Origin of the sequence: Thiomicrospira microaerophila (genome assembly GCF_000934765.1) — a bacterium.
GTDB classification, from domain to species: domain Bacteria; phylum Pseudomonadota; class Gammaproteobacteria; order Thiomicrospirales; family Thiomicrospiraceae; genus Thiomicrospira; species Thiomicrospira microaerophila.
Genome location: NZ_JYNN01000005.1, coordinates 80,119 through 103,759, shown reverse-complemented (window position 1 = coordinate 103,759; position 23,641 = coordinate 80,119). Strand labels below are relative to the sequence as shown.

Annotated in this window: 44 protein-coding genes; 41 read left to right on the top strand and 3 right to left on the bottom strand. The window is 44.9% G+C overall.

The genetic code is table 11. The features are described from left to right. Window positions 1-162: 162 nt before the first annotated feature. Window positions 163-2,049, top strand: a complete 1,887-nt coding sequence (locus NA59_RS04145; RefSeq protein ID WP_044408394.1) for a polysaccharide biosynthesis protein — start codon at window positions 163-165, stop codon at window positions 2,047-2,049. A gap of 60 nt (window positions 2,050-2,109) precedes the next feature. On the opposite strand, the gene NA59_RS04140 is transcribed toward NA59_RS04145, so the two are convergent. Next, window positions 2,110-2,508: a hypothetical protein gene (locus tag NA59_RS04140; RefSeq protein ID WP_157792540.1), complete on the bottom strand. Its 399-nt coding sequence runs from the start codon at window positions 2,506-2,508 to the stop codon at window positions 2,110-2,112. Between the two features lie 298 nt (window positions 2,509-2,806). On the opposite strand from NA59_RS04140, the gene NA59_RS04135 reads away from it, so the two are divergent. The 22 genes from NA59_RS04135 to NA59_RS04030 all read left to right on the top strand — a co-directional run bounded on the left by NA59_RS04135 (window position 2,807) and on the right by NA59_RS04030 (window position 13,461). Then, complete coding sequence (locus NA59_RS04135; protein ID WP_044408388.1) at window positions 2,807-3,187, top strand: clan AA aspartic protease; 381 nt, start codon at window positions 2,807-2,809, stop codon at window positions 3,185-3,187. 385 nt (window positions 3,188-3,572) lie between these two features. After that, window positions 3,573-3,779, top strand: coding sequence for a hypothetical protein (locus tag NA59_RS04125; protein WP_044408382.1), 207 nt, complete (start codon window positions 3,573-3,575; stop codon window positions 3,777-3,779). Between the two features lie 3 nt (window positions 3,780-3,782). Beyond that, window positions 3,783-4,658, top strand: coding sequence for an SDH family Clp fold serine proteinase (locus NA59_RS04120; protein WP_044408379.1), 876 nt, complete (start codon window positions 3,783-3,785; stop codon window positions 4,656-4,658). 355 nt (window positions 4,659-5,013) lie between these two features. After that, window positions 5,014-5,286, top strand: coding sequence for a type II toxin-antitoxin system TacA family antitoxin (locus NA59_RS04115; protein ID WP_044408375.1), 273 nt, complete (start codon window positions 5,014-5,016; stop codon window positions 5,284-5,286). An 8-nt stretch (window positions 5,287-5,294) separates the two neighbouring features. Continuing rightward, window positions 5,295-5,789: a GNAT family N-acetyltransferase gene (locus NA59_RS04110; RefSeq protein WP_456154831.1), complete on the top strand. Its 495-nt coding sequence runs from the start codon at window positions 5,295-5,297 to the stop codon at window positions 5,787-5,789. 562 nt (window positions 5,790-6,351) lie between these two features. Then, window positions 6,352-6,582, top strand: coding sequence for a hypothetical protein (locus tag NA59_RS04105; RefSeq protein ID WP_044408373.1), 231 nt, complete (start codon window positions 6,352-6,354; stop codon window positions 6,580-6,582). Next, window positions 6,579-6,953 (top strand): PIN domain-containing protein, encoded by a 375-nt coding sequence (locus NA59_RS04100; RefSeq protein ID WP_044408371.1) that lies wholly within the window; start codon window positions 6,579-6,581, stop codon window positions 6,951-6,953. Before NA59_RS04105 ends, NA59_RS04100 begins: the two co-directional genes overlap by 4 nt. A 305-nt stretch (window positions 6,954-7,258) precedes the next feature. Next, window positions 7,259-7,489: a hypothetical protein gene (locus NA59_RS04095; RefSeq protein ID WP_044408368.1), complete on the top strand. Its 231-nt coding sequence runs from the start codon at window positions 7,259-7,261 to the stop codon at window positions 7,487-7,489. 3 nt (window positions 7,490-7,492) lie between these two features. Beyond that, window positions 7,493-7,876 (top strand): type II toxin-antitoxin system VapC family toxin, encoded by a 384-nt coding sequence (locus NA59_RS04090; RefSeq protein ID WP_044408365.1) that lies wholly within the window; start codon window positions 7,493-7,495, stop codon window positions 7,874-7,876. 281 nt (window positions 7,877-8,157) lie between these two features. Continuing rightward, complete coding sequence (locus NA59_RS04085; protein WP_044408362.1) at window positions 8,158-8,538, top strand: clan AA aspartic protease; 381 nt, start codon at window positions 8,158-8,160, stop codon at window positions 8,536-8,538. A 231-nt stretch (window positions 8,539-8,769) separates the two neighbouring features. Further along, window positions 8,770-9,000 carry a hypothetical protein gene (locus NA59_RS04080; RefSeq protein WP_044408359.1) on the top strand — a complete coding sequence of 77 codons (231 nt, stop codon included), beginning with the start codon at window positions 8,770-8,772 and terminating at the stop codon, window positions 8,998-9,000. Further along, entirely contained in the window at window positions 9,000-9,392 is a 393-nt protein-coding gene (locus NA59_RS04075) for a type II toxin-antitoxin system VapC family toxin (RefSeq protein ID WP_044408356.1), read from the top strand. Before NA59_RS04080 ends, NA59_RS04075 begins: the two co-directional genes overlap by 1 nt. 210 nt (window positions 9,393-9,602) lie before the next feature. Next, on the top strand, window positions 9,603-9,815 hold the full coding sequence (locus NA59_RS15325; RefSeq protein WP_044408352.1) for an addiction module protein: 213 nt from the start codon (window positions 9,603-9,605) through the stop codon (window positions 9,813-9,815). A gap of 54 nt (window positions 9,816-9,869) precedes the next feature. After that, window positions 9,870-10,403 (top strand): sugar transferase, encoded by a 534-nt coding sequence (locus NA59_RS15485; RefSeq protein WP_232504027.1) that lies wholly within the window; start codon window positions 9,870-9,872, stop codon window positions 10,401-10,403. Window positions 10,404-10,639: 236 nt separating this feature from the next. After that, a complete protein-coding gene (locus NA59_RS04060) occupies window positions 10,640-11,383 on the top strand; it encodes a nucleotidyl transferase AbiEii/AbiGii toxin family protein (RefSeq protein ID WP_044408348.1) in 744 nt (247 codons plus the stop codon). Between the two features lie 45 nt (window positions 11,384-11,428). Continuing rightward, the gene (locus NA59_RS04055) at window positions 11,429-11,689 is read left to right on the top strand and encodes a sugar transferase (RefSeq protein WP_198401044.1); all 261 of its coding nucleotides are present in this window, start codon (window positions 11,429-11,431) and stop codon (window positions 11,687-11,689) included. Window positions 11,690-11,727: 38 nt separating this feature from the next. Then, window positions 11,728-12,012, top strand: coding sequence for a hypothetical protein (locus tag NA59_RS04050; protein ID WP_044408345.1), 285 nt, complete (start codon window positions 11,728-11,730; stop codon window positions 12,010-12,012). After that, complete coding sequence (locus NA59_RS04045) at window positions 12,009-12,179, top strand: hypothetical protein (protein ID WP_157792538.1); 171 nt, start codon at window positions 12,009-12,011, stop codon at window positions 12,177-12,179. The genes NA59_RS04050 and NA59_RS04045 overlap by 4 nt, the downstream gene beginning before the upstream one ends. Window positions 12,180-12,181: 2 nt before the next feature. Continuing rightward, on the top strand, window positions 12,182-12,433 hold the full coding sequence (locus NA59_RS04040) for a hypothetical protein (protein ID WP_044408339.1): 252 nt from the start codon (window positions 12,182-12,184) through the stop codon (window positions 12,431-12,433). A gap of 6 nt (window positions 12,434-12,439) precedes the next feature. After that, window positions 12,440-12,598: a sugar transferase gene (locus tag NA59_RS14740; RefSeq protein WP_083944926.1), complete on the top strand. Its 159-nt coding sequence runs from the start codon at window positions 12,440-12,442 to the stop codon at window positions 12,596-12,598. Between the two features lie 129 nt (window positions 12,599-12,727). After that, a complete protein-coding gene (locus NA59_RS04035) occupies window positions 12,728-13,042 on the top strand; it encodes a type II toxin-antitoxin system HigB family toxin (protein WP_044408336.1) in 315 nt (104 codons plus the stop codon). Further along, on the top strand, window positions 13,039-13,461 hold the full coding sequence (locus NA59_RS04030; RefSeq protein WP_044408333.1) for a helix-turn-helix domain-containing protein: 423 nt from the start codon (window positions 13,039-13,041) through the stop codon (window positions 13,459-13,461). The genes NA59_RS04035 and NA59_RS04030 overlap by 4 nt, the downstream gene beginning before the upstream one ends. A 141-nt stretch (window positions 13,462-13,602) precedes the next feature. On the opposite strand, the gene NA59_RS15795 is transcribed toward NA59_RS04030, so the two are convergent. Next, window positions 13,603-13,965 carry a Fic family protein gene (locus tag NA59_RS15795; protein ID WP_044408331.1) on the bottom strand — a complete coding sequence of 121 codons (363 nt, stop codon included), beginning with the start codon at window positions 13,963-13,965 and terminating at the stop codon, window positions 13,603-13,605. Between the two features lie 222 nt (window positions 13,966-14,187). After that, window positions 14,188-14,406, bottom strand: a complete 219-nt coding sequence (locus NA59_RS15480) for a hypothetical protein (protein ID WP_044408329.1) — start codon at window positions 14,404-14,406, stop codon at window positions 14,188-14,190. Between the two features lie 108 nt (window positions 14,407-14,514). Between NA59_RS15480 and NA59_RS15670 the strand changes: the two genes are divergently transcribed. The 18 genes from NA59_RS15670 to NA59_RS03940 all read left to right on the top strand — a co-directional run bounded on the left by NA59_RS15670 (window position 14,515) and on the right by NA59_RS03940 (window position 23,568). Further along, on the top strand, window positions 14,515-14,643 hold the full coding sequence (locus NA59_RS15670) for a hypothetical protein (RefSeq protein WP_269763825.1): 129 nt from the start codon (window positions 14,515-14,517) through the stop codon (window positions 14,641-14,643). 220 nt (window positions 14,644-14,863) lie between these two features. Then, window positions 14,864-15,106, top strand: a complete 243-nt coding sequence (locus NA59_RS04015) for a hypothetical protein (protein WP_044408328.1) — start codon at window positions 14,864-14,866, stop codon at window positions 15,104-15,106. A gap of 10 nt (window positions 15,107-15,116) precedes the next feature. Continuing rightward, entirely contained in the window at window positions 15,117-15,332 is a 216-nt protein-coding gene (locus NA59_RS04010) for a hypothetical protein (protein WP_044408326.1), read from the top strand. A gap of 24 nt (window positions 15,333-15,356) precedes the next feature. After that, on the top strand, window positions 15,357-15,485 hold the full coding sequence (locus NA59_RS14730; RefSeq protein ID WP_157792536.1) for a sugar transferase: 129 nt from the start codon (window positions 15,357-15,359) through the stop codon (window positions 15,483-15,485). Window positions 15,486-15,601: 116 nt separating this feature from the next. Next, window positions 15,602-15,820 carry a hypothetical protein gene (locus tag NA59_RS04005; RefSeq protein WP_044408552.1) on the top strand — a complete coding sequence of 73 codons (219 nt, stop codon included), beginning with the start codon at window positions 15,602-15,604 and terminating at the stop codon, window positions 15,818-15,820. After that, on the top strand, window positions 15,820-16,080 hold the full coding sequence (locus NA59_RS04000; protein ID WP_044408324.1) for a Txe/YoeB family addiction module toxin: 261 nt from the start codon (window positions 15,820-15,822) through the stop codon (window positions 16,078-16,080). The genes NA59_RS04005 and NA59_RS04000 overlap by 1 nt, the downstream gene beginning before the upstream one ends. A gap of 217 nt (window positions 16,081-16,297) precedes the next feature. Beyond that, window positions 16,298-16,564, top strand: a complete 267-nt coding sequence (locus NA59_RS03995) for a type II toxin-antitoxin system ParD family antitoxin (protein ID WP_044408321.1) — start codon at window positions 16,298-16,300, stop codon at window positions 16,562-16,564. Further along, window positions 16,561-16,872 carry a type II toxin-antitoxin system RelE/ParE family toxin gene (locus NA59_RS03990; protein ID WP_052501450.1) on the top strand — a complete coding sequence of 104 codons (312 nt, stop codon included), beginning with the start codon at window positions 16,561-16,563 and terminating at the stop codon, window positions 16,870-16,872. Before NA59_RS03995 ends, NA59_RS03990 begins: the two co-directional genes overlap by 4 nt. A gap of 533 nt (window positions 16,873-17,405) precedes the next feature. Next, window positions 17,406-17,657: a hypothetical protein gene (locus tag NA59_RS03985; RefSeq protein WP_044408318.1), complete on the top strand. Its 252-nt coding sequence runs from the start codon at window positions 17,406-17,408 to the stop codon at window positions 17,655-17,657. After that, entirely contained in the window at window positions 17,658-18,059 is a 402-nt protein-coding gene (locus NA59_RS14220) for a type II toxin-antitoxin system VapC family toxin (protein ID WP_052501449.1), read from the top strand. A 501-nt stretch (window positions 18,060-18,560) separates the two neighbouring features. Beyond that, window positions 18,561-19,661 carry a PDDEXK nuclease domain-containing protein gene (locus tag NA59_RS03975; RefSeq protein WP_198401043.1) on the top strand — a complete coding sequence of 367 codons (1,101 nt, stop codon included), beginning with the start codon at window positions 18,561-18,563 and terminating at the stop codon, window positions 19,659-19,661. Window positions 19,662-19,876: 215 nt separating this feature from the next. Beyond that, complete coding sequence (locus tag NA59_RS03970; protein WP_044408314.1) at window positions 19,877-20,284, top strand: nucleotidyltransferase substrate binding protein; 408 nt, start codon at window positions 19,877-19,879, stop codon at window positions 20,282-20,284. Continuing rightward, window positions 20,284-20,592, top strand: coding sequence for a nucleotidyltransferase domain-containing protein (locus NA59_RS03965; RefSeq protein ID WP_044408311.1), 309 nt, complete (start codon window positions 20,284-20,286; stop codon window positions 20,590-20,592). Before NA59_RS03970 ends, NA59_RS03965 begins: the two co-directional genes overlap by 1 nt. Before the next feature lie 173 nt (window positions 20,593-20,765). Continuing rightward, complete coding sequence (locus NA59_RS03960; protein WP_044408309.1) at window positions 20,766-21,005, top strand: hypothetical protein; 240 nt, start codon at window positions 20,766-20,768, stop codon at window positions 21,003-21,005. Further along, complete coding sequence (locus NA59_RS14725; RefSeq protein WP_044408306.1) at window positions 20,992-21,366, top strand: PIN domain-containing protein; 375 nt, start codon at window positions 20,992-20,994, stop codon at window positions 21,364-21,366. Before NA59_RS03960 ends, NA59_RS14725 begins: the two co-directional genes overlap by 14 nt. A 43-nt stretch (window positions 21,367-21,409) precedes the next feature. Next, entirely contained in the window at window positions 21,410-21,637 is a 228-nt protein-coding gene (locus NA59_RS03950; protein ID WP_044408303.1) for a hypothetical protein, read from the top strand. Beyond that, on the top strand, window positions 21,624-22,004 hold the full coding sequence (locus NA59_RS03945) for a type II toxin-antitoxin system VapC family toxin (RefSeq protein ID WP_052501448.1): 381 nt from the start codon (window positions 21,624-21,626) through the stop codon (window positions 22,002-22,004). The genes NA59_RS03950 and NA59_RS03945 overlap by 14 nt, the downstream gene beginning before the upstream one ends. Window positions 22,005-22,602: 598 nt before the next feature. Continuing rightward, complete coding sequence (locus NA59_RS03940) at window positions 22,603-23,568, top strand: AAA family ATPase (protein WP_044408300.1); 966 nt, start codon at window positions 22,603-22,605, stop codon at window positions 23,566-23,568. The last annotated feature ends 73 nt before the right edge of the window (window positions 23,569-23,641 follow it).

The window sequence follows — 23,641 nt, the reverse complement described above, 5'->3', positions numbered from 1 at the left end:
CCCGGCCTTTCATTTACGTCATCCCGGCGCAGGCCGGGATCTGTTGAGGGTTTGCATGGTTGGTTTGAGATTCCGGCCTTCGCCGGAATGACGGGGTGGCTGCGGAATGACGGGGTGGGTGCGGAATGACGGGTTTATTTGATTTAACAGAAGAAGAATTTTATGCGATTTATTCGAGAATTGATTGATTTGCCTCGTTGGTCGAAGCGGGCGGTGTCGGTGGCGATTGATACGGTCGGCTTGATGCTGGTGGCGGTGTTGGCGATTTGGTTGCGGTTTGGCGATACGGTGTTTCCGGTGACGGATTATGCGATTGCGATTTTGCTTTTGCCGTTGTTGGCGGTGCCGGTGTTTATTATGCGCGGGATGTATCGGGCGGTGATTCGGTATATCGGGTTTCGGTTTGCGCTGACGGTGTTTAGCTCGGTGACGCTGGTGGCGTTGCTGTGGGCGACGGTTATTTTTATGTTGGGTTTGAAGTTCCCTAAATCGGCGATTGTGATTACGTGGTTGTTGATGTTGTTGTTGATCGCGGTGTCGCGGATTTCGATGCGTTGGTTGTTGTCGGAAGGGTTGAAGGGTGATGTGTCGCGTAAGCGGGTGGTGATTTATGGCGCGGGGTCGTCGGGTCAGCAGTTGTTGAGCGCTATGGTGCGGATTCCGGGTTATAAGGTGATGGGGTTTGTGGATGATAATCCGACGTTGAAAAATCATGACTTGAATTCGGTGCGGGTGTATGGTCGTGAGGATTTGGCTAGCTTGGTTGAGGAATACGGCGTATCGGATGTGTTTTTGGCGATTCCGTCGCTGTCGGGTTCGCGCCGTAAGGCGATTTTGGAGTGGTTGGAGCCGTTGCCGATTAAGGTATCAACGCTACCCGGCCTGGATGAAATTGTGTCGGGTAAGGTGTCGTTTGCCGATGTGCGCGAGGTGGAGATTGAGGATTTGCTGGGGCGCGATAGCGTCGCGCCAGTGGAAAGTTTGTTGACGCGGTGTATTGCGGGTAAGTCGGTGATGATTACCGGGGCGGGCGGTTCGATTGGTTCGGAGTTGTGTCGGCAGGTGTTGAAGCATAAGCCGATGATCTTGGTGCTGTTTGAGTTGAGCGAGTTTGCCTTGTATAGCATTGAGCAGGAGTTACGCGGTTCGGCGGCTTTGCAGGATACGCAGTTGATTGCGATTTTGGGCAGTGTGCAGGATGAATTGAAGCTACGGCGGGTTTATGGGCTGTATGGCGTGGAAACGGTGTATCACGCGGCGGCTTATAAGCATGTGCCGATTGTTGAGCATAATATTCGTGAAGGGATTTATAACAATGCGTTCGGTACGCATTTGACCGCGAAGGTGGCGGCGGAATGTGGGGTGAAGAATTTTGTGTTGGTGTCTACCGATAAGGCGGTGCGCCCGACGAATGTGATGGGCGCGAGCAAGCGTTTGGCGGAGATGGCGTTGCAGGCGTTGCAGGTGGAATTTAAGCAGACACGGTTTGTGATGGTGCGGTTTGGGAATGTGTTGGGGTCGTCGGGGTCGGTGATTCCGTTGTTCCGCAAGCAGATTGCCGCCGGCGGGCCGATTACGGTGACGCATAAGGAGATCACGCGTTATTTTATGACGATTCCAGAGGCGGCTTCTTTGGTGATTCAGGCGGGGTCGATGGGCGTTGGCGGCGATGTGTTTGTATTGGACATGGGCGAACCGGTGAAGATTGATGCGTTAGCACGGCGCGTGATTAAGCTGTCGGGCTTGGAGGTGATGGATGAGTCGGGGCAGGGCGATATCGAGATACAGTACACGGGGTTGCGCCCGGGTGAGAAGTTGTATGAGGAGTTGTTAATTGGCGATAACGTCGATGGCACGGATCACCCGCGTATTATGAAGGCGCATGAGGATTTTATTGGTTATGAGGCGTATACCTCGGCGTTGATTGAGTTGGAGGATAAGCTGGAACATTTTGAGTATGAAGCGGTGTTGGTCCAGTTGAAAGCGTTAGTGCATGGTTTTAATCATACGTCCGGTGTGGTCGATTACCTGCGCGATGAGGTGGGATAGTCGGTTTGAGATTCCGGCCTTCGCCGGAATGACGAAGGTGGTTTCACAGTCGGATGGTGTTTATCGGCTGGCGAATTGTTGATTCAGTTGTTGTTCCAATTCACGATCATTAATGTTGATAAACTGAACTTGGCTGATTAGATTTTTTAGACTAGCTGTGTTTTGACTGATTTCTTGTTTGATGGCTTCTTGAATGCTGGGGTATTGGCTTAGGTCGATGGTGCGAATAAGATCATTGTTGGCAAGTATTTGAAGCTGGTTTGTCTCCGCGTGATGGAAAATTTCGAGCACTTCGTTTGGCTGGCGTTGGGTTTGGTATTGTAAATATACCAGTGCGGCAATGAAAACAAGCACGAAAGCGACAAGGGCCGCTGTTTGACTAATCAACCAAAAAGCCAATAGTGCAGGTGTTATGCTGATTAGACTGGCTATCACGATATTGTCGCGTTTTAGCATCATGTTTCTCCAAAGTGTTAAGTGTTGTTTTTCGCTGTATTATAGCTTGTGAGTGTAGTGTTGTCAGATAAATTAGTCAAAACGAGACCGCTGTATTTATAATTTCGTTATTCAGGAGAAGGCAGATTTAAACCTACGTCATCCCAGCATCTCATTTACGTCATCCCGGCGCAGGCCGGGATCTCTTGAGGGTTTTGCGCGGTCGGTTGGAGATTCCGGCCTTCGCCGGAATGACGGGGTGGGTATTGGTAGTTTTGAATGTTGAGTTTTTAATTTTGAATGATTCGGTCTAGGAGGCAGTATGGGGCTCGTTTATGCAGATATAACCCTTTCTAATCCAGTGGATTCAAATCTTGCTCCTGTGGAGGTGCATTCTCTGGTTGATTCCGCCGCTTTGCATTTGTGTATTCCGCAGCATATTGCGTTTCAACTGAAGCTGAATGAGTTGGAGAAGCGTGAGGTCACGCTCGCGGATGGTAGCAAACGATTGATTCCTTATGCAGGGCCAATCAAGGTTAACTTTGCTAACCGAACGGCATTTGTTGGCGCGATGATTATGGGGGATGAGGTTCTTTTAGGTGCGATTCCAATGGAGGATTTGGATGTGGTGATTCACCCTGCGACGCGCACGTTGCGTGTTAATCCTGAAAGCCCAAATATTGCCATGTCAAAGGCGAAATAATGAAAATATTGGTTACGGGTAAAAACGGGCAGTTAGGGCAGTCGTTGCAAAAGTTGGTAAGAGATTCCGTGTCTTCGCACGGAATGACGGGGTTTTTGCGCAGTCGGTTGGAGTTCCTGACCTTCGTCAGGATGACAGGTTTTTTGCGCAGTCGGTTTGAGATTCCGGCCTTCGCCGGAATGACGGGAGATAGGGCCGGAATGACGTTGCCGATTGGTTTTAAGTCATGTTTTCGGTAAGATAAGTTTTAAGGCTTTGTCCTACTCACGGTAAGAATAGGGCGGCACGTTGCGTTTTTGTTTATTTTTGAGTGTCGGTATGGGTTTTGCTAACACTTTTTTTGTTGGGATTAATTGTTTCAACATAATCGGTTTGGAGAATAGAGATGAATTATGCTGAGCAAATGAAAAATGTGTTTAAAATTGCCGATTTTCCTGCTTATCCAAGTACGGGTAACCCCGCTAAAGATGCTGAAATGTTTGCGGGGCAATTTCGTCAGGTAACGGTGTTACGTTCTGATCCAGTGTATTACACGGATCATGCGGCGGGTGTTTCTGAGCCCAGTTTTTTTTCTCGTGATAAGAAGCGTTAAGCAATGCCAAGTTGGAATGATGTTCTGGATGAGTTGAGCTTTGATGGTGTTCGACGTAAATATTTGCGAAAGTTGCATGAGCATACAGGGCGAAATGTGATTGCTTATTATTCAGGTTGGTTGCAGAAGCCAAATTCCGATAAAGCGTCTATTTATGATGGTGATAAAAATGGTTTTATGAATGCGGTTTATGGTTTGGATCGCACTATTGGACTCGATTTAATTCTTCATACGCCGGGTGGTGATGTGGCGGCGACCGAATCTATTGTGCATTATCTTCGTGAAATGTTTGGTGAAGATGTTCGCGTAATTGTGCCGCAAATTGCGATGTCAGCGGGTACGATGATAGCGTGTTCGGCAAAATCTGTTTTATTGGGTAAACATTCTAATCTTGGTCCTATTGATCCACATATTGGCGGCTTGCCAACGTTTGGCGTGATTAATGAGTTTGAACGTGCTATTAGGGAAGTGAAAGAGGATCCAGATAAGTTGCAAATTTGGCAGTTGATTGTTGGTAAATACCACCCAACTTTTTTAGGCGCTTGTCAAAATGCGATTGATTTATCGACTCAAATGGTGACGGATTGGTTACAGACCGGGATGTTCGCACATAATCCAGATGCACATGAAATGGCGGAAAGAGTGGTTAAGGCTTTAAACAATCATGATGATACTAAATCTCATGCTAGGCATATCCATATGGATGAGGCTAAGGAAATAGGATTGATCATTGAAGAACTCGAAGAATCTCAAGATCTTCAAGATTTGGTACTTACGGTTCATCATGCTTATATGCATACTCTGTCAAACTCGCCTGCGATTAAGATTATTGAAAACCATTCAGGCCAAGCATTAGTCGAAAATATTCCTTATTCATAGTTTTTATGTACGATCTACTCAAAGTCACGGCGGCGGCATTGTTGACATACCTAACGTATGCACACTTCTTTTCTCGTTCCCACGTCGTGCGTCACGGCCATTAACTTAAGGAATAAGTGACAACACGGAGCTAACCAACTTGCGTTGCGAGGCCGAAGGCCGTGGCAATCTCCAGCAGACTGCGCACGCCCTTGAGCGATTGCCGCGTCGCTGCGCTCCTCGCAATGACCGTTTTTTTTTCGTAACTTTAACCCGGATACATCTGGATTGAGTGCCAAAATGACACATCAATTGCTTTTTGACTCCTTACCCATCATAATAAAACGTGACAGTCTGACACAAGGGAAAATAGATTATGGCCACCACTTTACCTCGCATCACCGCTAGAGTAGATATCGACACACAAAACTTATTAACGAAAGCGGCCGCTCTCGCGGGTATGTCTAGTATTAACTCATTTGTGTTGAATGCTGCAATCGAAAAAGCAAAACAGGTTATTGAGCGTGAACAAACTCTCAAATTAAGCCAAGCTGACGCCGTATTGCTTATGGATGCGCTGGATAAACCCGCAACCCTCAATGCAAAACTTAAAATGGCCTCAGAACGTTATGAGCGCAAAACTCAATGATGTCAATGATGAATACAGTATTGCTCGATAAAAACAAACACGACAGAAACCGATTCAACTGCGGTATTGACGCGCTTAATCACTATTTGAAAGTGATGGCAAGTCAGCAAGCCAAAAAAGATAACACCCGAACATTTGTGCTAGAAGATGCAAGCAACACCTCACATATCATCGGATTTTACACATTGACCATGACACCGATTGACTTGAAAGCCTTACCGGGCACGTTACAGAAAAAGCATCAGTCATCAACATCTGGCGGGCTCATTGCGCGCTTAGCCATCGATGCACGCTACAAAGGGAAAGGCTTTGGTGAATGGTTACTTATTGATGCACTACGCAAATTACTAAAGGCTAGTGATAGTGTGGCATTTCCAGTTGTTATCGTTGATGCCAAAGAGGGTGCAAAGCATTTTTACGAGCGCTATGGATTTAAAGCGTTTCAAGACGCAGAAAATAAGTTATTTATAACCATTTCAGATATTAGGGCAAGCTTAGCCTAGGATCCTATCTCCCTGCGCGAAGTCGCAGGGTCTATTGCCGCTAGCGTTGGATGATAACCTAACACTAAAACACCCACAATTCGCACACTGTGCGTCATAGCAAGGCCAAAAAATCACGCATTGCGAAACCAAAAAAATCACTCGTCATTGCGAGGCCGAAGGCCGTGGCAATCTCCAGCAGACTGCGCACACACTTTTGAGATTGCCGCGTCGCTGGGCTCCTCGCAATGACTTTTTTTTTCTTAACTTAATGGCCGTGACGCAAAGCGTGGGAACGAGAAAGGAAGTGTGCATACGTTAGCGTTGAACGTGGGAGCGCCTTGGACTTAGGCTGAGCGATGTTTCATAGGTTAAATCGGTCTGCATTCCCACGCACAGCGTGGGAACGAGATTAACCCAGACTCGTCATCCTGAACTTGTTTCAGGATCTCTTGAGGTTTTGCACAGTCGGCTGGAGATTCCGGCCTTCGCCGGAATGACGTGGGTTTGGAATGATGGTGGACATGACACGTTTATTTTCGGGTAAAATAAACGCATAACTTTGTTTTTATGGGGGGGTTAAATGCATGTAGAAGCCTTTGAAACGGATATTACCAGCCCTTTTATTGAGTTTAAAGATTATGGCCGTGTATTGAATAAGCATGTGAAAGTTTTTATTGTTACAGAAGAGGGTGTTGGACTAAATAATGAGTCAGCAAGTATTGCGGGTTCGCTTTCAAAATATGCCAGACCTGAGCTTATGAATACAGAAAAGCAGATTGCTTGGCAGGCCGTTGCGGATGAAAAGGCATGAATTATTGCGATACAAACATTATATTGCGTTATTTGTTGGCAGATAATGATGAGCTATTTGCACGGGCGCTTGCCATTTTAGAAGAGAAAACGGTTTATGTGTCGAATGAGGTTTTGGCTGAAGTTGTTTATGTTTTGACAAAAACTTACCAGGTTCCAAAGGTTGATGCTTGTAAAACACTTGATCTTTTTTGCCAGAAAGCGAATGTGCTTTTGCAAGATGAGAAAGTTGTTTCTTTAGCACTGAATTTCTTTGCTGAGAAAAATATTGATTTTGTTGATGCGTTGCTTTGTGCGGCCAGTAAATCAATCGGCGTTCAGGTTTTTTCTTTTGATAAAAAACTGAATAAATGCGTGACGCAGGACTGGTAAGGTTTAATCAGTCGAAGAATTATTCAGCATAATAACGCCTGTTTAGGCGTTTTTTTATTTAGGTGGATGATGAGTCGGCTGTTTGATGTTGTGTTTGCGTTGGCATACCCCTAGGGCATAAAGGCCAGGTGGAGCGCCTTGGACTTGGATTCGAGCACTGTTTCGTAGGTTAAATCGGTCTGCATTCCCACGCACAGCGTGGGAATGAGATTAAATGACAATGAAAATACGTTATGACGGCGGTATGACTGTTTTTTAAAGTAAAATACAATTTTGTACTTTGTGGATTTTAAAGGTGAAAAGTCATGCTGAGAGAAATTATTAGACCCGAAAATGATTATTACAATTTGCATATTCCTGCAGAATACGTGGGTAAAGATGTAGAGGTCATTGTATTGCCGCTTTTTGATTTGGTTAAAACAACGCAAGTAGAGGAGCAGAAGACCTTTGACCCTATGGCGTTTTTCGGTGCGGCTTCCGAGAGCAAGATGAGTGTAGATTCGTATTTGTCTCAGACTAGAAGCGAATGGGATTAAACCGTGAAAAACAAATATTTGCTTGATACCAATGTTGTCATCTATTTTTTTAACGGCCTTACGGATGACGGGGCATTGGTTGAGATTCTTCGGTCAAGTTTTAATATTTCGATCATCACAAAAATTGAGTTTTTGAGTTGGCAGAAACTCTTGAACGACCCTGCTTTAAATGACAAAGCGATTGAGTTTATTGCAAATGCTAGAGTTTATGAGCTTGATGAAGTGGTGGCAAATCGAACAATTAAAAACAGGCAGCGATTTAAAGTTAAAACACCCGATGCGATTATTGCCGCAACGGCACAAGTTCATGGCTTTGAAATAGTGACCAATAATGTTGATGATTTCAGGATGCTGGATTTAAAGGTAACAACTGTTGAACTTAAGTAATACGCTGATTTAAGTCCGGCGTTTTTGTTTTTGGACGATGTGGCTGCCGCATTTCCCAATAATGCGGCGGTTAATAACGCATTGCGAGAGCTGTTGAAACTTGCAAAGCAGGTTAATGTTCCAAACCACGCTTGATTTTAAAAAGTTGGATAGCGTTTTGCGCCGGATGGATTCCGGCGTTTTTGTTTGGAGATTCCGGCCTGCGCCGGAATGACTGGGTGGGTATTGGTAGTTTTGAATGTTGAGTGTTTAATTTTGAATGATTCGGTCTAGGAGGCTGTATGGGGCTCGTTTATGCAGATATAACCCTTTCTAATCCAGTGGATTCAAATCTTGCTCCTGTGGAGGTGCATTCTCTGGTTGATTCCGGCGCTTTGCATTTGTGTATTCCGCAGCATATTGCGTTTCAACTGAAGCTGAATGAGTTGGAGAAGCGTGAGGTCACGCTCGCGGATGGTAGCAAACGTTTGATTCCTTATGCAGGGCCTATTAAGGTGAATTTTAGTAATCGCACGGCGTTTGTTGGCGCGATGATTATGGGGGATGAGGTTCTTTTGGGTGCGATTCCAATGGAGGATTTGGATGTGGTGATTCACCCTGCGACGCGCACGTTGCGTGTTAATCCGGAAAGCCCAAATATTGCCATGTCAAAGGCGAAATAATGAAAATATTGGTTACGGGTAAAAACGGGCAGTTAGGGCAGTCGTTGCAAAAGCTGGTTGGAGATTCCGTATCTTCGCACGGAATGACGGGGTTTTTGCGCAGTCGGTTGGGGATCCTGACCTTCGTCAGGATGACGATATAAAAGGCCGGGATGACGGTGCTGGGGATTGGCGTTAAGTGCTTGTTTTCGGTAATATAGGGTTTGGTTTGTTAGTTGAGAGGGTTTGAGTATGTATGCCGTTGAGTTTGAAACCGATGTTGTGTCTGAGTATGTGCGTATTCCGAATTTTGAGCAGTTTAAAAATCAGCATGTGAAGGTGATTGTGTTGAGTGAGTCTTTTCAAGCGGCCAGCGTCAAGCCTTTGGCGAAATCATTGCGTCAGCCTGCGAGTGTGCCTCCGATCAGCTTTAAAGGTGATGTGATTTCAAGTGTGCCTGCAAGCGATTGGGATTTATATTGATGTTGGTGCTTGATACGCATATTTGGCTTTGGTGGATGGCCGGGGATAAAAAGCTGAAACCTGGTTGGCAAGAGTCGATTGCTCAAGCAGACAGAGTGGGCGTGAGTGCGATTAGTTTGTTTGAAGTGGCTTGGCTTGTTCATAATGGGCGTATTGAACTTGGCTGTGATTTGGCATGGTGGTTTGAGCAAGCGTTGACATTATCTGAAGTTGAGTTGTTGGATGTTATACCCGAAATCGCCATGCGTGCTGTTTCCCTTGAGTCACATCACAGTGACCCGCAAGATCGTTTGATTATCGCCACGGCTATTCAACATCAAGCGAATTTGATGTCGGTTGATCAAAAGTTCAAGTTGTATCGTGAGTTGGATGGTTTGTTGATACAGGCATGAATTTAAATGGTATAGGTATTGGCGCCGGTTTGAGTCCGGCGTTTTTGTTTTTGGATAATGTGGGTGGATGATGAGTCGTCGGCTGGAGATTCCGGCCTTTGCTGGAATGACGGGGTGGGCATTGGTAGTTTTGAATGTTGAGTTTTTAATTTTGAGTTTTGTATTATTCGGTCTAGAATAGAGTTTTACGTTGTATTGGAGTGAGCTATTATGCAAGCGAATACCGTTTTTAAAGAGGCTTTACATCTTTCGCCAGTCGATAAGGTTAAACTTATGGATTTGTTGTTGGGTAGTTTTAATAGTGAGCAAGCGGGTGAACATGAGCAGGCTTGGGCAAACCATGCTGAGCGTGTATGCGATGAGGTTGATGCGGGCGCTATGCTTTATAGCTTAGAGACTGTCATGCGTGAGCTTAATCAGTGAAGGTGGTTGTTACAGAGCAAGCTCGTGCTGTATTACTGAGTGCCCAGGCCTGGTTTGTTTAATCAAGAAGAGTTGAGCGCGGCGCGTGAAAAGCAGGGCGTTTTTGCGGTTCGTCCGGGGATTACGGGTTTGGCGCAGGTGAGCGAAATTGATATGTCCACGCCGGTATTGTTGGCTGAAACGGATGCGAAGATGATCGCGTCGTTGTGTGTGAAGGATTATTTTAAGTATATTTTTATGACGGTATTGGGCAAGGGGTCTGGGGATCGGGTTAAGGGTGAAAGCCTTGCGTGGTCGGTTGGAGATTCCGGCCTTCGAGTTTCGTCATCCCGGCGCAGGCCGGGATCTCTTGAGGGTTTGCGCTGTCGGTTGGAGATTCCGGCCTACGCCGGAATGACGGGTGTGGCGGTGGCGGGTTTGTTTGGTGTTATAATCAATGGACATTTTTTGAGGGGTGTTCGGATGAAAACGTTAACTTTAAAAATCGATGACAGCGTGAGTGATAAGTTTCTTTGGTTGTTACAGCACTTTTCTCAAAAAGAGGTGAGTATTGTGGGTGCTGGGGAGTTTTTTTCCGATGATGCGTAAGCCTAGTTTATCGCAAAAAATAGGTACCCTTTTCCCTTATGATTGGGCGAACCCTTCTGGAATGAAGGAGGAGGTTTTTGTTCGCCATGTGATTAGTAGAGGCCTGTTTAAGGATCTTTTAAAGACGGTTCGTTATATGGGATTTGAACGGGTAGATTGTATTTTTAATGAAATGGAGCCGACGCTTCCAAATGCGACTAGACGCGCCTATTTAAATATTAAAATAGGGTACCAGAATGCTCAAAACCACCGCGCTTCCAGACAACACACGACATCTCTTTGAGACGATTCGATTTGATCCGGCGTTGACCGATTTTACGTTGATTGGCGGTACTGCCATGAGTCTTCTAGTCGGCCATCGTTCTAGCATGGATTTAGATTTGTGCACGTTTGAGGCGCGGCTTCCTTCCTATAAAATTAATCATTTCATCCAGTCTCTTAAGAATGCGGGGCATCAAGTCTTTGATGCTACCGAACCCAACAAAAAAGCACAGTTTAAAATTAATTCGGGCAAAAATTTAGATGACTATGCTAGGGATTATGTTATTGATGGGGTAAAAGTAACCTTTTTTGCTTATGAGGCGCCCAACAAAACCAGAGCATTTCTGGCGTCGCAGGATGCTTATACTGATCTGGCTTCATTTAAAGTTATGTCTCTCAAGGGATTGTTTGCCACTAAATCACTCGTGCTTGAAAAAAGGAGCAAGTCGAGAGATTTATTTGATTTGTGGTATTTGATCGATAAGGTTGGGTTTTCGATTGATGAGATGTTTGAAATTATCGAATGTTATGGTGATTCAGGGCTCATTGACCAGAGTATTTATGTTTTGACGGGTGAAGCGCCTATCGATGAAGAAACGGATGAAGGTTTGGAGGCTGTAGAGGTTGAGATGCGTTTAGAAGCCTTGTATGGTTTTTTCGAAGAGGCTATTTCTAAGTATCAGCAGGTTAAATCTGAAGAATCCTTTCTGAATGACTAAGCAATAATGTTTCAGATTGGTTTATGAGGTCTTTGAGGATGAACGTTGATTCGGTTTTTTGATACCGGGTCGCTGCTGTTTTTTCAGGAGCGGGTGGGGCGTCATAAAAAGCCGTTTACTTTGGTGAAGTTTCGGACGATGAAGGTGGATACGGCATCAGTGGCGTCGCATTTGGCGAGTTCGAGTTCGATTATTAAGTTTGGCGCGTTTTTGCGTCGCACCAAGTTGGATGAGTTGCCGCAGTTGTGGAATGTGTTAAAAGGCGAGATGAGTTTGGTTGGCCCCAGACCTGGTTGTTCGGGTTGAGCATTAGGTTTGATCAGGGGTAATTTTAGGGGGTGGAGATGGATGTTCAGCTTTTAACCTTACAGCAGAATTTGGAGTTAGCGGTTCAGCGCACGGATTCAGAGGGAATTGAGTTTTGGTTTGCGCGTGATTTACAGCCTTTGTTGGGGTATGCGCGTTGGGAAAATTTTCAGACCGCGATTCATCGTGCGATGGAGTCTTGCGAATCGTCTGGCCAGGGGGCTTCTGACCATTTTCGTGGCGTCACGAAAATGGTTGAGTTGGAATACAGGTTTTTATTGCCACGCACTCATTATTTTTGTTGCGTGAGCTGGAAATTTTGACACAGCAGAAAGCGTTTAAAAAAATTCCTCAACGCTACTTCGCTTTGACGGTCAGTGACGATGGTGTTGTGGTTGAGCAGGGTGATTCGGTCGAAGATTTGCAGACCTTGGTGATGTTGGATGAGGAGCTGGCGCAATCGGATCGTTTTATGGATTTGGAGGCTTGAGCATGGCGATTGCGACTAGGCTGACTGAGGGGCGCTTAACTTTTCAATTTAGTGGTGATGCCGATAGCGCGACAAAGTACGATGATTGGATATTTTATCGCAACCAATTTAATTCGGCCTTTGGTGGCACCAAAGCGGTTGATGTATCGAAGGTACAGCTAAAGTTAAAGCAATGGTTAAAAGCTTTGGATGCGCATCCAACAGTGGTTGATAAAACCAGTTTAAAAGCAACGATGCCTTGGTCGGTGGTGTAAATATTTATGAAACGATTATTTGATGTGTGTTTGATTTTATTGAGCCTGCCGTTGTTGTTGCCGGTTTTGCTTGTGGTGGCGTTGTTGGTGCGGGTTCAGTTGGGTGCGCCGGTGTTGTTTAGGCAGGTTCGACCAGGCCTGGCGGGTAAACCGTTGGTGCGGTGATTCGGCTTTAGGTTCGGTTGGAGATTCCGGCCTTCGCCGGAATGACGAGTGGTTTAACAAGGTGGTGTCTTAATTCATGCTGTTGTTTACATTATGTAAACCTGTGTTATTATATTTCAAGGTTGGTTTATGCATGTAATTTCTAAGAAACCGTTTGTTGATGCTGTTAATTTGTTCCCTAACGCGCGTAATGCATTGTTGAATACTTATAGCACGTTAGAGAAGGGGTATTTCATTTCACCGGACGTAATGAGAAATGTCTTTCCGAGTTTGGATAACTTTAAGTATCGTGATAAGTGGTGGGTTTTAGATATTGCGGGTAATCATTTGCGCATGATTGCGGCGATTGAATTTAAATATCAAAAGCTGTTTGTGAAGCATATTGTTACGCATGCTGAATATGACAAATTATGTCGCCGTTATGCAAAGGAGTGTAAGTCATGATTAAGGTTGAAATTCCAAAAGAGTCTGTTGAGGCTTTGATTTCACACTTGCCTTTTATTAATGAAATTCGTTGTGAGACTGAATATGACCAAGCGTTGGCGTTGGTTGAGCGTTTGTTTGATGAGTATGAGTCTAATCGGTTTTTGGTGGATGTGTTGAGTTTGCGGATTGCTGAATGGGAAAGTAAGGCGGACGCCTTTAGAGCATTCAATGAAGATTTGACGAAACTTGAGCAGGGCGTGCCTTTGTTAAAGACGCTGATGGAGCAGTATCAGTTGAAGATGGATGATTTGAAGGATGAGATTGGCAGTAAAAGTCTTATTTCTCAAATTCTACATGGTAAGCGTTCGTTGACTAAGCAACATATTGTGCGTTTGGCACAGAGGTTTCATTTGAGTCCGGCTGCGTTTTTTGGGTGACGTGAAGCTAAGAACGGCCTAAAGCTAGACTCGTCATCCTGAACTTCGTCAGGATGACGGGGGTTTTGCGCGGTCGGTTTGAGATTCCGGCCTTCGCGGGAATGACGTTTTCGTGTTTGGCTTGTCGGGGAGGAAGACGTGCTATGTGTGGGATGGATCTATTTCTACTAGATTTCTATCAAATAAATATTCCAGTGGTTCATGGTTGCCTTCAAACGACTGCTTCAATGTTTCATATATCTCCCATTGATGGATACGATCCCAGTTTAGGTAGAAACCATGGTAATTTAAGTGCATGCTTATGATATTTCTTTGGGTGCGTCCATTTCTGTCTGGAAATGGATGTAGTGTGTTGATTAGATTTAAAAACTTTACGCTTTCTTTTATGAATTCTTTTCGGTCTTGAAAGCCGATTTTTACCTTAGACTTAAAGTTGTTAAATACTTGCTCACCGTAAAATACGAGCTGACTAGCGGGCGTAAAGATATGAGAATCGTATTTCATGTTGAAGGAACGTAACATCCTGCCCAGGGGTAGAGATCACTAAATAACATTTTATGTATTAAGGTGTAGGTGTTAAGTGAGTATAGCTCTGCGGTAAGTGTGGCTTGGTTCAGGTTGGGGATACTTGCAATCAGTTCTGCTTGACGTATAGCGCTAAAGGTGCGCTCTATTTCATCAAGCTGTGCTTTATCGATAATGTCAAAGTGGTTGGCGTATATCGATTTAGCGTGTGGATAAGGATGAAGATCTTCTTCTGAGACCGTTTTGTAACATGATGCTTTCAATTAGGTCGTCCGCTTTTTGTTTGCCCAAAATGACTTTCCAAGCGCCTCTTTTGTCCGAGAAGCTTAGGCGATGACCTTCAAGTGCGGCATTTGCGCCTACAAAAGCAAAGCTGCGCTTTTGATCCAGTAATGTTAGTTCATCTTTATGAAAAATCATGTGGCACCTTTTAAAATTTTAGAAAATATTTTTAACATATTGTTGCAGAAAAATAATCCATTATATTCATGCGGTGGATTTGGCGAAAGGGCATAAAGGCCTGGTGATGTGGCGCAATGCTATGCCGACCCTGGGTATGCGTTTGAAGTGCTGGGCTGGAAAGCGAAATTGGGCATTGAGCGGATGTGCGAAGACGCTTGGCGCTGGCAGTCGATGAATCCGAAGGGGTATAAGTGAGGTTTGCGCCGTCGGTTTGAGATCCTGACCTTCGTCAGGATGACGGGAAGGGTGTCATCCCGGCGCAGGCCGGGATCTTTTGAGGGTTTGCACAGTCGGTTGGAGATTCCTGGCCTTCGCCGGAATGACGACTTGGATTTGTTATGTATTTTGTTTGGGTTTGGAAATTGTATTTTCGCTTGTAAGTTGGTAAACTTGCCAGCCATTTTTGGAGAGTAAGATGTCATTTTTTAAAAGCATGATTAGTAGTATGTCCGGCCTGGATCGCATTGATTCTGTGGCGTTAATGTCGTCAGATAAAGCGGATAACCTTTATCGTTTGCATCCTACGGATCACCGAAACAAGGGGCAGGTTGCGGTTGCAGCTAGTCGTGTTTCTCAGATCGATTATTGCTCAAGCGCGGAACTGCATGAAAAGGCACAAGCGGCTTTTAAAGGGCTGAACGATTTAGCCCAACGCTGAGGCAGGGCTTATGAATGCGCTTAAAACGGATGGTGAGGTTGTAGGGCATCATATTCTTAAGGTACAAACGGATGACGACTGCAAGCAGGCCAATCTGGTTGAAGCTTATAAGCACTGCATAAGGGCTTATTATGATGCGATTGACTTATATGTTTACCACCTTTCTGAAACCTATCGAGATAAGTTACCCTTTCTACTACCGTCACAATCCAGTCTATACCAATAAAGAGTATGCCTTTGGAAGATTTTTATGAAGCGATTATTTGATGTGTGTATGATTGTATTAAGCCTGCCGGTTTTGGTGGTGGTGGCGTTGTTGGTGCGGGTTAAGTTGGGTGCGCCGGTGCTGTTTAGGCAGGTGCGACCCGGAAGCGATTAAGCGTGAAAAGGCGTTGAAGAATTGGCATCGTGATTGGAATAAAGTCCGGAATGACGCGGGTGGTGGCGGGTTTGTTTGGTGCTATAATCAATGGACATTTTTTGAGGGGTGTTTGGATGAAAACGTTAACTTTAAAAATCGATGACAGCGTGAGTGATAATTTTCTTTGGTTGTTACAGCACTTTTCTCAAAACGAGGTGAGTATTGTGGATGCTGGGGACTTTCTTTCTGATGATGCGTATTTGCGATCTGTTGAAGGTATGGTTGAGAGCATTAAAAGTGCAATGACTGAGCCTACCTCTAAAGGCGTTACGCTTAATAAATTGGATTGGTAATGTTTCAGATTGTGATTATGTCACAGGCGCAGAAAGATGCTAAAAAATTAGCATCCTCTGGTTTGAAAACTAAAGCGTTAAAGCTTTTAGAATTGATTGAACAAGATCCTTATGTATACCCGCCTGCTTTTGAATTTCTTAAAGGCGATATGAAAGGTTTAATAAGTCGAAGAATTAATAAGCAGCATAGATTGGTTTATGAGGTCTTTGAGGATGAAAAGTTGATTCGGGTTTATCGTATGTGGACGCATTATGAATAATTTTTTCTTAAACACAAGAACGCCTGTCCAGGCGTTTTTTTATTTGGGTTGATGATGAGTCGGTTGTTTGATGTTGTGTTTGCATAGTCGGTTTGAGATGCCGGCCTTTGCCAGTCCATGTTTACCCGGCGTCCTTGAAACGGTAAAATAAGTTTATAGAAGCAAACATTAGCAATCTTTGTTTTATGCTTGGTGTAAACCGAAAGAGGTAAAAATTATGAACATCTCATTGACGCCCGAACTCGAAAGTCGAATCAAGGCTAAAGTAGAAACCGGGCTCTACAACAATGCCAGCGAAGTCGTTCGTGAGGCGCTACGCTTTGTTGAGTTGCACCAGGATTGGGTAGATGCTTTAAAACTTGCACAGTTAAAAAAAGACATTCAGTTAGGTATCCAGCAACTTGATGCAGGAGAGGGTATCCGTTTAGATTCGAGTGACGCCCTAGATGCATTATTTAATGATGTGCAAGGTATGCGTTCTTGAGTAGTACTAAACCAGGCCTGGTGCTTGCGCCCGTCGCCCAATCTGATTTAAAAGAGATTTACCGCTACACGGTTGAAAACTGGGGTATGCAGCAAGCACAAAATTACCTTGACCACATAAAGCAATCGTTTAAAACACTGCTCGAAAATCCCAATCTAGGGCGCGAACGGAGTGAACTAGGGCAAAACGTACGTGCAATAAATTGCCAAAAACACATTATCTTCTATCGTTATTTAGAAACAGAGCTACAGATCATTCGGGTTTTGCACGGTCGGCAAGATCCGGCAAGACACGTTTTATTTGGGTAGATGATGAGTCAAGTTATAGTAACAAGCGGAGCAAGGTATATCGGGTAGCGGGGGTTGGTTTGTCGGTTTGAGATTCCGGCCTTCGCCGGAATGATGGGGTGGGTGCGGAATGTCGTGTTTGTTTGATTTAACCTCGTTCCCACGCTGTGCGTGGGAATGCAGACCGATTTAACCTATGAAACAGCGCTTAAACCCAAGTCCAAGGCGCTCCCACGTTCAACGTGGGAGCGAGACCTAGTTGTAAGTTGTTGATTTATTATTTACTTTAGATGCGTTTGCCCTGCCACCAGGCCTGGTTTAAAAGAAAAACCTAGGAGCCTGTCGGACTAAACCGGTCGAAGCGAAAAAAAGACTGGTTTGAGACAGTTTTTGTTCAATTCCGAGGAGAATAGCGAGCTATTTGACAAGGAAGTGGGCAAAAAATGGCCAAATCCAGCTTTTTTGCAGCCGATTGGCTTTAGTCCGACAGGCTCCTAGCTTTTTATGAAATAATAGCCTCAACGTCTTGTTGAATGGGAATAGAGGGGAATGCCATGTTACAAACTTTAGAAGCGGTTATTACGCAAAGCGGGTGGGTGAAGTTTAATGAACCCTTTACACTTGAACATTCGGTTAAGGCTTATGTCACGATTCTACCAAATACGACCGATGAGTTACCTGAGTCGTCATCGGGCCAGAGTTTGTTGCAAGTATTAGATTCAGCAGCTTTTAGTCAATCGCCTTTTGGAGAAAGCGATAGCATGGAAAAGCAAATTCAAGCCAATCGTAACGCTTGGAACGACTAAATGCAGACTATTTATCTTGATAGTTGTATTGTGATTTATTTAGTGGAAAAGCATCAGCAGTATTTTGCTGCGCTGGTTAATAAAATTAAGCTTAATGCTCATTCACGTTTTGTGGTGTCTTCTTTGACAGCACTAGAGGTTTTGGCTAAACCACGCAAAGAGCAAAATGATGATTTATTCGCACGCTATCAGCTGTTTCTTGAGCAATTTCAGGTTAATGGCATTGATGATCAAGTGCTACTAAAAGCAATAGATTATCGAGTGCAGGGTTTAAAAACCCCGGATGCGATTCATGTTGCATGCGCACAGCACATTAAATGTGATCAGTTTTGGACAAACGATAATCGACTAGTGAATTTAATACCTGGCTGGGCAGTCAATGTCTGTGAATCCAAGGATTGAAGGCTAGTGTTTAGAAATCTGTGTCATTCCGGCATACACCCCATCATTCCGGCGAAGGCCGGAATCTCAAGCCGACTGCGCATATTCTAAGAGATTCCCGGCCTGCGCCGGGATGACGAAGAAAGAGCTGGGATGACCTAAAATATAGCGCCGGTATTAAGATTGGCTTTCGTAACCACCAGACCCAGGGCAAACGCATCTAAATAATAAAAAATCATAGCGATAGGAATGATTAACCTCGTTCCCACGCACAGCCTGGGAACAAGAAAAGAAGTGTGCATACGTTAGCAGCGTGGGAACGAGATTAAATTTTATTGAGCATGCCGGTTTTGCTGGAGGTGGGGTTGTTATCACTGCATTTCATTTACGTCATCCCGGCGCAGGCCGGGAACTTTTGAGGGTTTGCATAGTCGGCTGGAGATTCCGGACTTTGCCGGAATGACGGTTAAGGTTTGGAATGACGCGCAAAACAGGCATTTTATTTGTTAAGAAGGATGAAAATTGAGTTTACTGGATACGAGTCAACAGGCGGATTATTTGGTTTGGTTAAAGACCGTTAAACAGCGTATTCATTCTGCGCGGATGAAAGTGGCGTTAGCCGCCAATAGTGAGTTGATTGCGCTTTATTATGAGCTTGGCGCTCAAATTGTTGAGCGTGAAGCGGTAGCAAGTTGGGGTTCTGGTTTTATCGATACGTTTAGTAAAGATTTAAAATTAGCCTTCCCTGATGTGGGCGGTTTCTCGGCTAAAAATCTGCGATATTGTCGGGCTTTCTTTCGTTTTTATTGTGATTCTTCAATTTGGCAACAGGCTGTTGCCAAATTAGCTGAAACCCCTTGGGCAGGTGTTAATGATGAATTAAGGCCTTGTATTGGGCTTATTCCTTGGGGTCATAATATTCTGATTTTCACTAAGTGTAAGGATTTGGAGGAAGCTAGGTTTTACATTCAACAAACCCTTGAACAAGGCTGGAGCCGCGATGTTTTGGCCATGCAGATTAAGTCAAAATTGCATTTGCGTCAGGGTGGTGCGATTACTAATTTTAAAACGAGCTTGCCCACGCCGCAGTCTGATTTGGCACAACAAACGTTGAAAGATCCTTATACGTTCGATTTTATGTCGATGACAGCGCCTTTTAATGAGCGTGATATTGAACGCAAGCTTACGGAGCATATAACGCAATTTTTATTGGAATTGGGTAAGGGCTTTGCGTTTATTGGACGACAATATCATTTAGACGTTGCAGGGAATGATTATTACATTGATCTTTTGTTTTACCATGTTAGGTTGAAATGTTATGTGGTGGTAGAGTTAAAGAATCGCCCCTTTATTCCGGAGTATGCCGGGAAGCTAAATTTTTATTTGTCTGCGGTGGATAGTCTTATCAGGCGAGAAGATGATCATCCGACGATTGGTTTGTTGTTGTGTCGAGATAAGAATAATATTGAGGTGGAGTTTGCTTTGCGGGACTTGAATAAGCCTATGGGTGTAAGTGAGTATAGTTTGCTGGAGACGCTGCCAGATAACCTTAAAGGTTCAATGCCGACCGTTGAGGAGATTGAATTGGATTTACTTCAGTTGGATGCGAGCTTGGATAAATGAGTATGAAGCGTGTATTTGATGTGTGTTTGATTTTATTAAGCTTGCCGTTGCTGTTGCCGGCTAAGGTGTTGGCGAGGTGATTCGGTTTGAGATTCCGGCCTTCGCCGGAATGACGCGGGTGGTGCCGGAATGATGGTTGTTTTTATGTCATACCGGCGCAGGCCGGGATCTTTTGAGGTTTAGTTAAAGCTTTGCAGCGAGGGAGTTATCACTTTATGGCAGGTCAAGATATTCGTTGGGTTCAGCGTTTTGAGAATTATTTGAAAGCCTTGGGTCAGTTGCAGTCTGCGCTCTCTGTGTACGATGAAACGGCTGAGGCGTTGATTAAAGAGGGTATTTTGCAGCGCTTTGAATTTACCCACGAGCTTGCATGGAAGGTCATGAAAGATTATTTAGAGTATGAAGGCCATCAGGGTATTACCGGTTCGCGTTCTGCCAGTCGCTTGGCATTTAATATTGGTTTGGTATCCGATGGGCAGGTTTGGATGGATATGGTTGAAAGCCGAAACCGAACGGTGCACACCTATGATGCGCGTGTTTTGGAACAGGAGTTTGCTAAGGTTCAAAACCATTATGCCAGCGCATTTTCGCAGTTTGCGAAAACCATGCAGGGTTTTAAATAATGTTTGGCTTGCCGCAAGCTACGGTGGCTTTGATGCAAGGGGTTTTTGCAGGTTATCCGCACGTTGAGAAAGTGGTTATTTATGGCTCACGTGCAAAAGGCACCTTTCGGCCCGGTTCAGATATTGATTTGACTTTGTTGGGCGAATCATTAGACGGCGCTGTATTGAGTCGGATTTTAGTGGATTTGGATGATTTAAATATGCCGTACCTGCTGGATGTATCCTTGTTTTCTCAAATTAGCTCGGATAATTTGTTAGATCATATCCAGCGAGTAGGTAAGGTTTTTTATCAAAGAACTGACGATTGAAAAATCGGGTGTGTTTGAGATTCCGGCCTTCGCCGGAATGACGGGTTTTTTTTATGTCATCCCGGCCTTTCATTTACGTCATACCGGCGCAGGCCGGGATCTCCCAAGGATTGACGTTAAGTGTGCGTTTTGGGTAATATAGGGTTTAGTTTGTTAGTTGAGAGGGTTTGAGTATGTATGCCGTTGAGTTTGAAACCGATGTGGTGTCTGAGTATGTGCGTATTCCGAATTTTGAGCAGTTTAAAAACCAGCATGTGAAGGTGATTGTGTTGAGTGAGCAGGCTAATGTGTCCCAAAGTGTAGCTGGAGTAGAAGGGGCAGATGTGCTTGATTTTTCAGCTTTTAAGGTGAAGGCTTTTAAAAACTGTGATGCGGTGGCTTATCAACGGGCGATGCGTGATGAGTGGGAATGATCGTTATTTGCTCGACACCAATGCGTTAATTTATTTACTTGAGCATGGGCCTGTTTTACCAAAATCAATACTTTTTTATTCGAGTATTACGAAAATTGAGCTGTTAGCATATCCAAACTTGGATAAGGCTGATGAAAGTCATATTCGTTCGGTTCTTGCTTTGATGCAAGAGATAAGGCTAAGCGATGATGTTGTTGAGCAAACGATTCATATTCGCAAGGCGGGTTCGTTGAAGTTGCCAGACAGTTTGATTTTGGCTTCTGCGCTGTGTGAAAGGTGTTTGTTGGTGAGCGATGATAAAAAGTTACAAGCGCATAAAAATGTAATTTCCATTGATATGTTTATGGGTATTTGTAAGTAATATTTTCCATGGGTGGCGTTTGGTGTTTCATTAAGGAGGTCGTATGTTACAGACACTAGAGGCGGAAATTTTTCCCAATGGTCATATTCACTTTTTGGAGGATTTTTCTTTAGACCGTAAGGTGATGGCTTATGTCACGATTTTGGCTGATTCGGATACCACGAAAAATAAATCAGATTGGCATCAATTTGTCGGGGTTTTGAAGGACTCGAAGCTGTTTGAGGGTGATCCGGTAGATATTCAGCGAGCATTGCGTGATGAATGGGCTTAAATTTCTGCTCGATACCAATATCGTAATAGGGTTATTGAAGGGGAATGTAAAGGCGATTGACTTGGCTGAAGCGGTTGCGATTGACTTGGCTGAAGCGGTTGCGCTTGATTTGTCTGTTAGCGCGGTAAGCCAAATTACTCGGATGGAGTTGTGTGGTTTTAGCGGTATGACAGAGGCTGAGGAGTCGCGTATTAAGCAGTTTTTTCAGGCTTGTAATGTTTTGTTGATTGATGAGCGGGCTGAGCAAGAAACGATTAGGTTGAGAAAGGTGATGTCTTTGAAATTGCCGGATGTGATTGTAGCGGCGACATTGTTGATGCGGCTGCCTTTTTTGTTTTTGTGGAGATTCCGGCCTTCGCCGGAATGACGGGGGGGTGCGCAGTCGGCTGGAGATTCCGGCCTTCGCCGGAATGACGGAATCGGTGTCATCCCGGCGTAGGCCGATTTAAAACCCCGTCATCCCTGCGCAGGCCGGGATCTTTTGAGGATATGCACAGTCGGCTTGAGATTCCCGCTTCGCCGGAATGACTGGGTGATTATTGCGTAATATGCGGAGCATGTATGGATCGCGAATTTGCAGCGCATCTATTGCGTTTCAAAGATTATTCCCAGGTATTTGGCTTCGCTTTCTTCGACTCATAAAGTTCACGCGCCCTCGCTTGTCTATTGATCCCCCCCGCACCTTTTTCTCAGTCAGCAGCAAGGCAATCGCGCTGCATGAGTTATTCTTTTTAAAACACGGAAATAACACACCATGCTTGCTAACCCTTAGCCACTTTTTGATCAAATGGGTTGATCCACGTCGCGGGTATGCATACGTTAGGCTAAGTGGGGGTATTGATTAAGCGATTTTTTGCTTGCCCAAAAACATTTAGGGCGCAACCAGGTCGGGTTGGATTGCATTGTTTTTTTAAATCCAGTAGAGTATTCAACCAAATAGTTGAATACTAACTTAAGGACAGATCATGTCGAGTCAAAAAGCCTTTATGGCGCTCAAAACCCATTTGCAAAAAACGATTGTCGGGCAAGAAGCTTTGTTAGAACGGATGATGATTGCGATGCTGACGGGCGGGCATGTGTTGTTGGAAGGGCCACCCGGTCTGGCGAAAACCACGGCGGTTAAAACCTTGTCGAAAGGGGTGCATGCGAGTTTTCAGCGGATTCAGTTTACGCCGGATTTAATGCCGGGTGATGTGATGGGATCGGATATTTTAGATCCGAATACCGGGGTATTGAGCTTTGTTAAAGGGCCTATTTTTAACGAAATTGTATTGGCTGATGAAATCAACCGTGCGCCGCCAAAAGTGCAGTCCGCGCTATTGGAGGCGATGGCGGAAAAGCAGGTTACGGCCGGTGGTCAAACCCGTGCCTTGCCGGATTTGTTTATTGTGATGGCGACCCAAAACCCCTTAGAGCAGAGCGGCACTTATCCGTTACCTGAGGCGCAAATGGATCGGTTTATGTTGCACGTGGTGTTAGATTATCCAACCGAAGACGAGGAGTTGGAAATTCTGCGGCGTGATCGCGCTAAACATTACGGCATAGATCAAGAGGCGGATACCTCCAGCCTGACGCCGCAAAATGTGTTGGATGCGCGCCGTGAAGTGGCCGAAATGCATGTCGCTGAGCCGGTTGAAAAGTATTTGGTGGCGTTGGTCGCGGCGACACGAAAACTCGAAACCTTAGATAAAGCATTAACCGGTGTGTTGGATGTCGGCGCATCGCCACGCGCGTCTTTGGCTTTATTGCACGCCGCGAGTGCCTATGCTTGGTTGCAGGGGCGCGATTATGTGACCCCAGATGATGTGGTACGCTTGGCGCCCGATGTTATGCGCCACCGCTTAGCGGTCAGTTTCGCCGGCCGCGCCCAAGGCTGGGATAGCCAAAAACTCGTTGAACGGCTAGTAGAAACCGTCGCTGTTCCGGTTTAATCCGTCCCTTAACTCCCGATCAGGGGAGTTATAATTTACGTGTAATATTTTCAGTATTAATTACACCCCTCCT

What these genes read in the sequence shown, in the direction of transcription:
- NA59_RS04145 (WP_044408394.1), top strand. Translation starts at nt 163, where the DNA reads ATGCGATTTATTCGAGAATTGATTGATTTGCCTCGTTGGTCGAAGCGG.
- NA59_RS04140 (WP_157792540.1), bottom strand. Translation starts at nt 2,508, where the DNA reads ATGATGCTAAAACGCGACAATATCGTGATAGCCAGTCTAATCAGCATA.
- NA59_RS04135 (WP_044408388.1), top strand. Translation starts at nt 2,807, where the DNA reads ATGGGGCTCGTTTATGCAGATATAACCCTTTCTAATCCAGTGGATTCA.
- NA59_RS04125 (WP_044408382.1), top strand. Translation starts at nt 3,573, where the DNA reads ATGAATTATGCTGAGCAAATGAAAAATGTGTTTAAAATTGCCGATTTT.
- NA59_RS04120 (WP_044408379.1), top strand. Translation starts at nt 3,783, where the DNA reads ATGCCAAGTTGGAATGATGTTCTGGATGAGTTGAGCTTTGATGGTGTT.
- NA59_RS04115 (WP_044408375.1), top strand. Translation starts at nt 5,014, where the DNA reads ATGGCCACCACTTTACCTCGCATCACCGCTAGAGTAGATATCGACACA.
- NA59_RS04110 (WP_456154831.1), top strand. Translation starts at nt 5,295, where the DNA reads ATGAATACAGTATTGCTCGATAAAAACAAACACGACAGAAACCGATTC.
- NA59_RS04105 (WP_044408373.1), top strand. Translation starts at nt 6,352, where the DNA reads ATGCATGTAGAAGCCTTTGAAACGGATATTACCAGCCCTTTTATTGAG.
- NA59_RS04100 (WP_044408371.1), top strand. Translation starts at nt 6,579, where the DNA reads ATGAATTATTGCGATACAAACATTATATTGCGTTATTTGTTGGCAGAT.
- NA59_RS04095 (WP_044408368.1), top strand. Translation starts at nt 7,259, where the DNA reads ATGCTGAGAGAAATTATTAGACCCGAAAATGATTATTACAATTTGCAT.
- NA59_RS04085 (WP_044408362.1), top strand. Translation starts at nt 8,158, where the DNA reads ATGGGGCTCGTTTATGCAGATATAACCCTTTCTAATCCAGTGGATTCA.
- NA59_RS04080 (WP_044408359.1), top strand. Translation starts at nt 8,770, where the DNA reads ATGTATGCCGTTGAGTTTGAAACCGATGTTGTGTCTGAGTATGTGCGT.
- NA59_RS04075 (WP_044408356.1), top strand. Translation starts at nt 9,000, where the DNA reads ATGTTGGTGCTTGATACGCATATTTGGCTTTGGTGGATGGCCGGGGAT.
- NA59_RS15325 (WP_044408352.1), top strand. Translation starts at nt 9,603, where the DNA reads ATGCAAGCGAATACCGTTTTTAAAGAGGCTTTACATCTTTCGCCAGTC.
- NA59_RS04060 (WP_044408348.1), top strand. Translation starts at nt 10,640, where the DNA reads ATGCTCAAAACCACCGCGCTTCCAGACAACACACGACATCTCTTTGAG.
- NA59_RS04050 (WP_044408345.1), top strand. Translation starts at nt 11,728, where the DNA reads ATGGATGTTCAGCTTTTAACCTTACAGCAGAATTTGGAGTTAGCGGTT.
- NA59_RS04040 (WP_044408339.1), top strand. Translation starts at nt 12,182, where the DNA reads ATGGCGATTGCGACTAGGCTGACTGAGGGGCGCTTAACTTTTCAATTT.
- NA59_RS14740 (WP_083944926.1), top strand. Translation starts at nt 12,440, where the DNA reads ATGAAACGATTATTTGATGTGTGTTTGATTTTATTGAGCCTGCCGTTG.
- NA59_RS04035 (WP_044408336.1), top strand. Translation starts at nt 12,728, where the DNA reads ATGCATGTAATTTCTAAGAAACCGTTTGTTGATGCTGTTAATTTGTTC.
- NA59_RS04030 (WP_044408333.1), top strand. Translation starts at nt 13,039, where the DNA reads ATGATTAAGGTTGAAATTCCAAAAGAGTCTGTTGAGGCTTTGATTTCA.
- NA59_RS15795 (WP_044408331.1), bottom strand. Translation starts at nt 13,965, where the DNA reads ATGAAATACGATTCTCATATCTTTACGCCCGCTAGTCAGCTCGTATTT.
- NA59_RS15480 (WP_044408329.1), bottom strand. Translation starts at nt 14,406, where the DNA reads ATGATTTTTCATAAAGATGAACTAACATTACTGGATCAAAAGCGCAGC.
- NA59_RS04015 (WP_044408328.1), top strand. Translation starts at nt 14,864, where the DNA reads ATGTCATTTTTTAAAAGCATGATTAGTAGTATGTCCGGCCTGGATCGC.
- NA59_RS04010 (WP_044408326.1), top strand. Translation starts at nt 15,117, where the DNA reads ATGAATGCGCTTAAAACGGATGGTGAGGTTGTAGGGCATCATATTCTT.
- NA59_RS14730 (WP_157792536.1), top strand. Translation starts at nt 15,357, where the DNA reads ATGAAGCGATTATTTGATGTGTGTATGATTGTATTAAGCCTGCCGGTT.
- NA59_RS04005 (WP_044408552.1), top strand. Translation starts at nt 15,602, where the DNA reads ATGAAAACGTTAACTTTAAAAATCGATGACAGCGTGAGTGATAATTTT.
- NA59_RS04000 (WP_044408324.1), top strand. Translation starts at nt 15,820, where the DNA reads ATGTTTCAGATTGTGATTATGTCACAGGCGCAGAAAGATGCTAAAAAA.
- NA59_RS03995 (WP_044408321.1), top strand. Translation starts at nt 16,298, where the DNA reads ATGAACATCTCATTGACGCCCGAACTCGAAAGTCGAATCAAGGCTAAA.
- NA59_RS03985 (WP_044408318.1), top strand. Translation starts at nt 17,406, where the DNA reads ATGTTACAAACTTTAGAAGCGGTTATTACGCAAAGCGGGTGGGTGAAG.
- NA59_RS14220 (WP_052501449.1), top strand. Translation starts at nt 17,658, where the DNA reads ATGCAGACTATTTATCTTGATAGTTGTATTGTGATTTATTTAGTGGAA.
- NA59_RS03970 (WP_044408314.1), top strand. Translation starts at nt 19,877, where the DNA reads ATGGCAGGTCAAGATATTCGTTGGGTTCAGCGTTTTGAGAATTATTTG.
- NA59_RS03965 (WP_044408311.1), top strand. Translation starts at nt 20,284, where the DNA reads ATGTTTGGCTTGCCGCAAGCTACGGTGGCTTTGATGCAAGGGGTTTTT.
- NA59_RS03960 (WP_044408309.1), top strand. Translation starts at nt 20,766, where the DNA reads ATGTATGCCGTTGAGTTTGAAACCGATGTGGTGTCTGAGTATGTGCGT.
- NA59_RS14725 (WP_044408306.1), top strand. Translation starts at nt 20,992, where the DNA reads ATGAGTGGGAATGATCGTTATTTGCTCGACACCAATGCGTTAATTTAT.
- NA59_RS03950 (WP_044408303.1), top strand. Translation starts at nt 21,410, where the DNA reads ATGTTACAGACACTAGAGGCGGAAATTTTTCCCAATGGTCATATTCAC.
- NA59_RS03945 (WP_052501448.1), top strand. Translation starts at nt 21,624, where the DNA reads ATGAATGGGCTTAAATTTCTGCTCGATACCAATATCGTAATAGGGTTA.
- NA59_RS03940 (WP_044408300.1), top strand. Translation starts at nt 22,603, where the DNA reads ATGTCGAGTCAAAAAGCCTTTATGGCGCTCAAAACCCATTTGCAAAAA.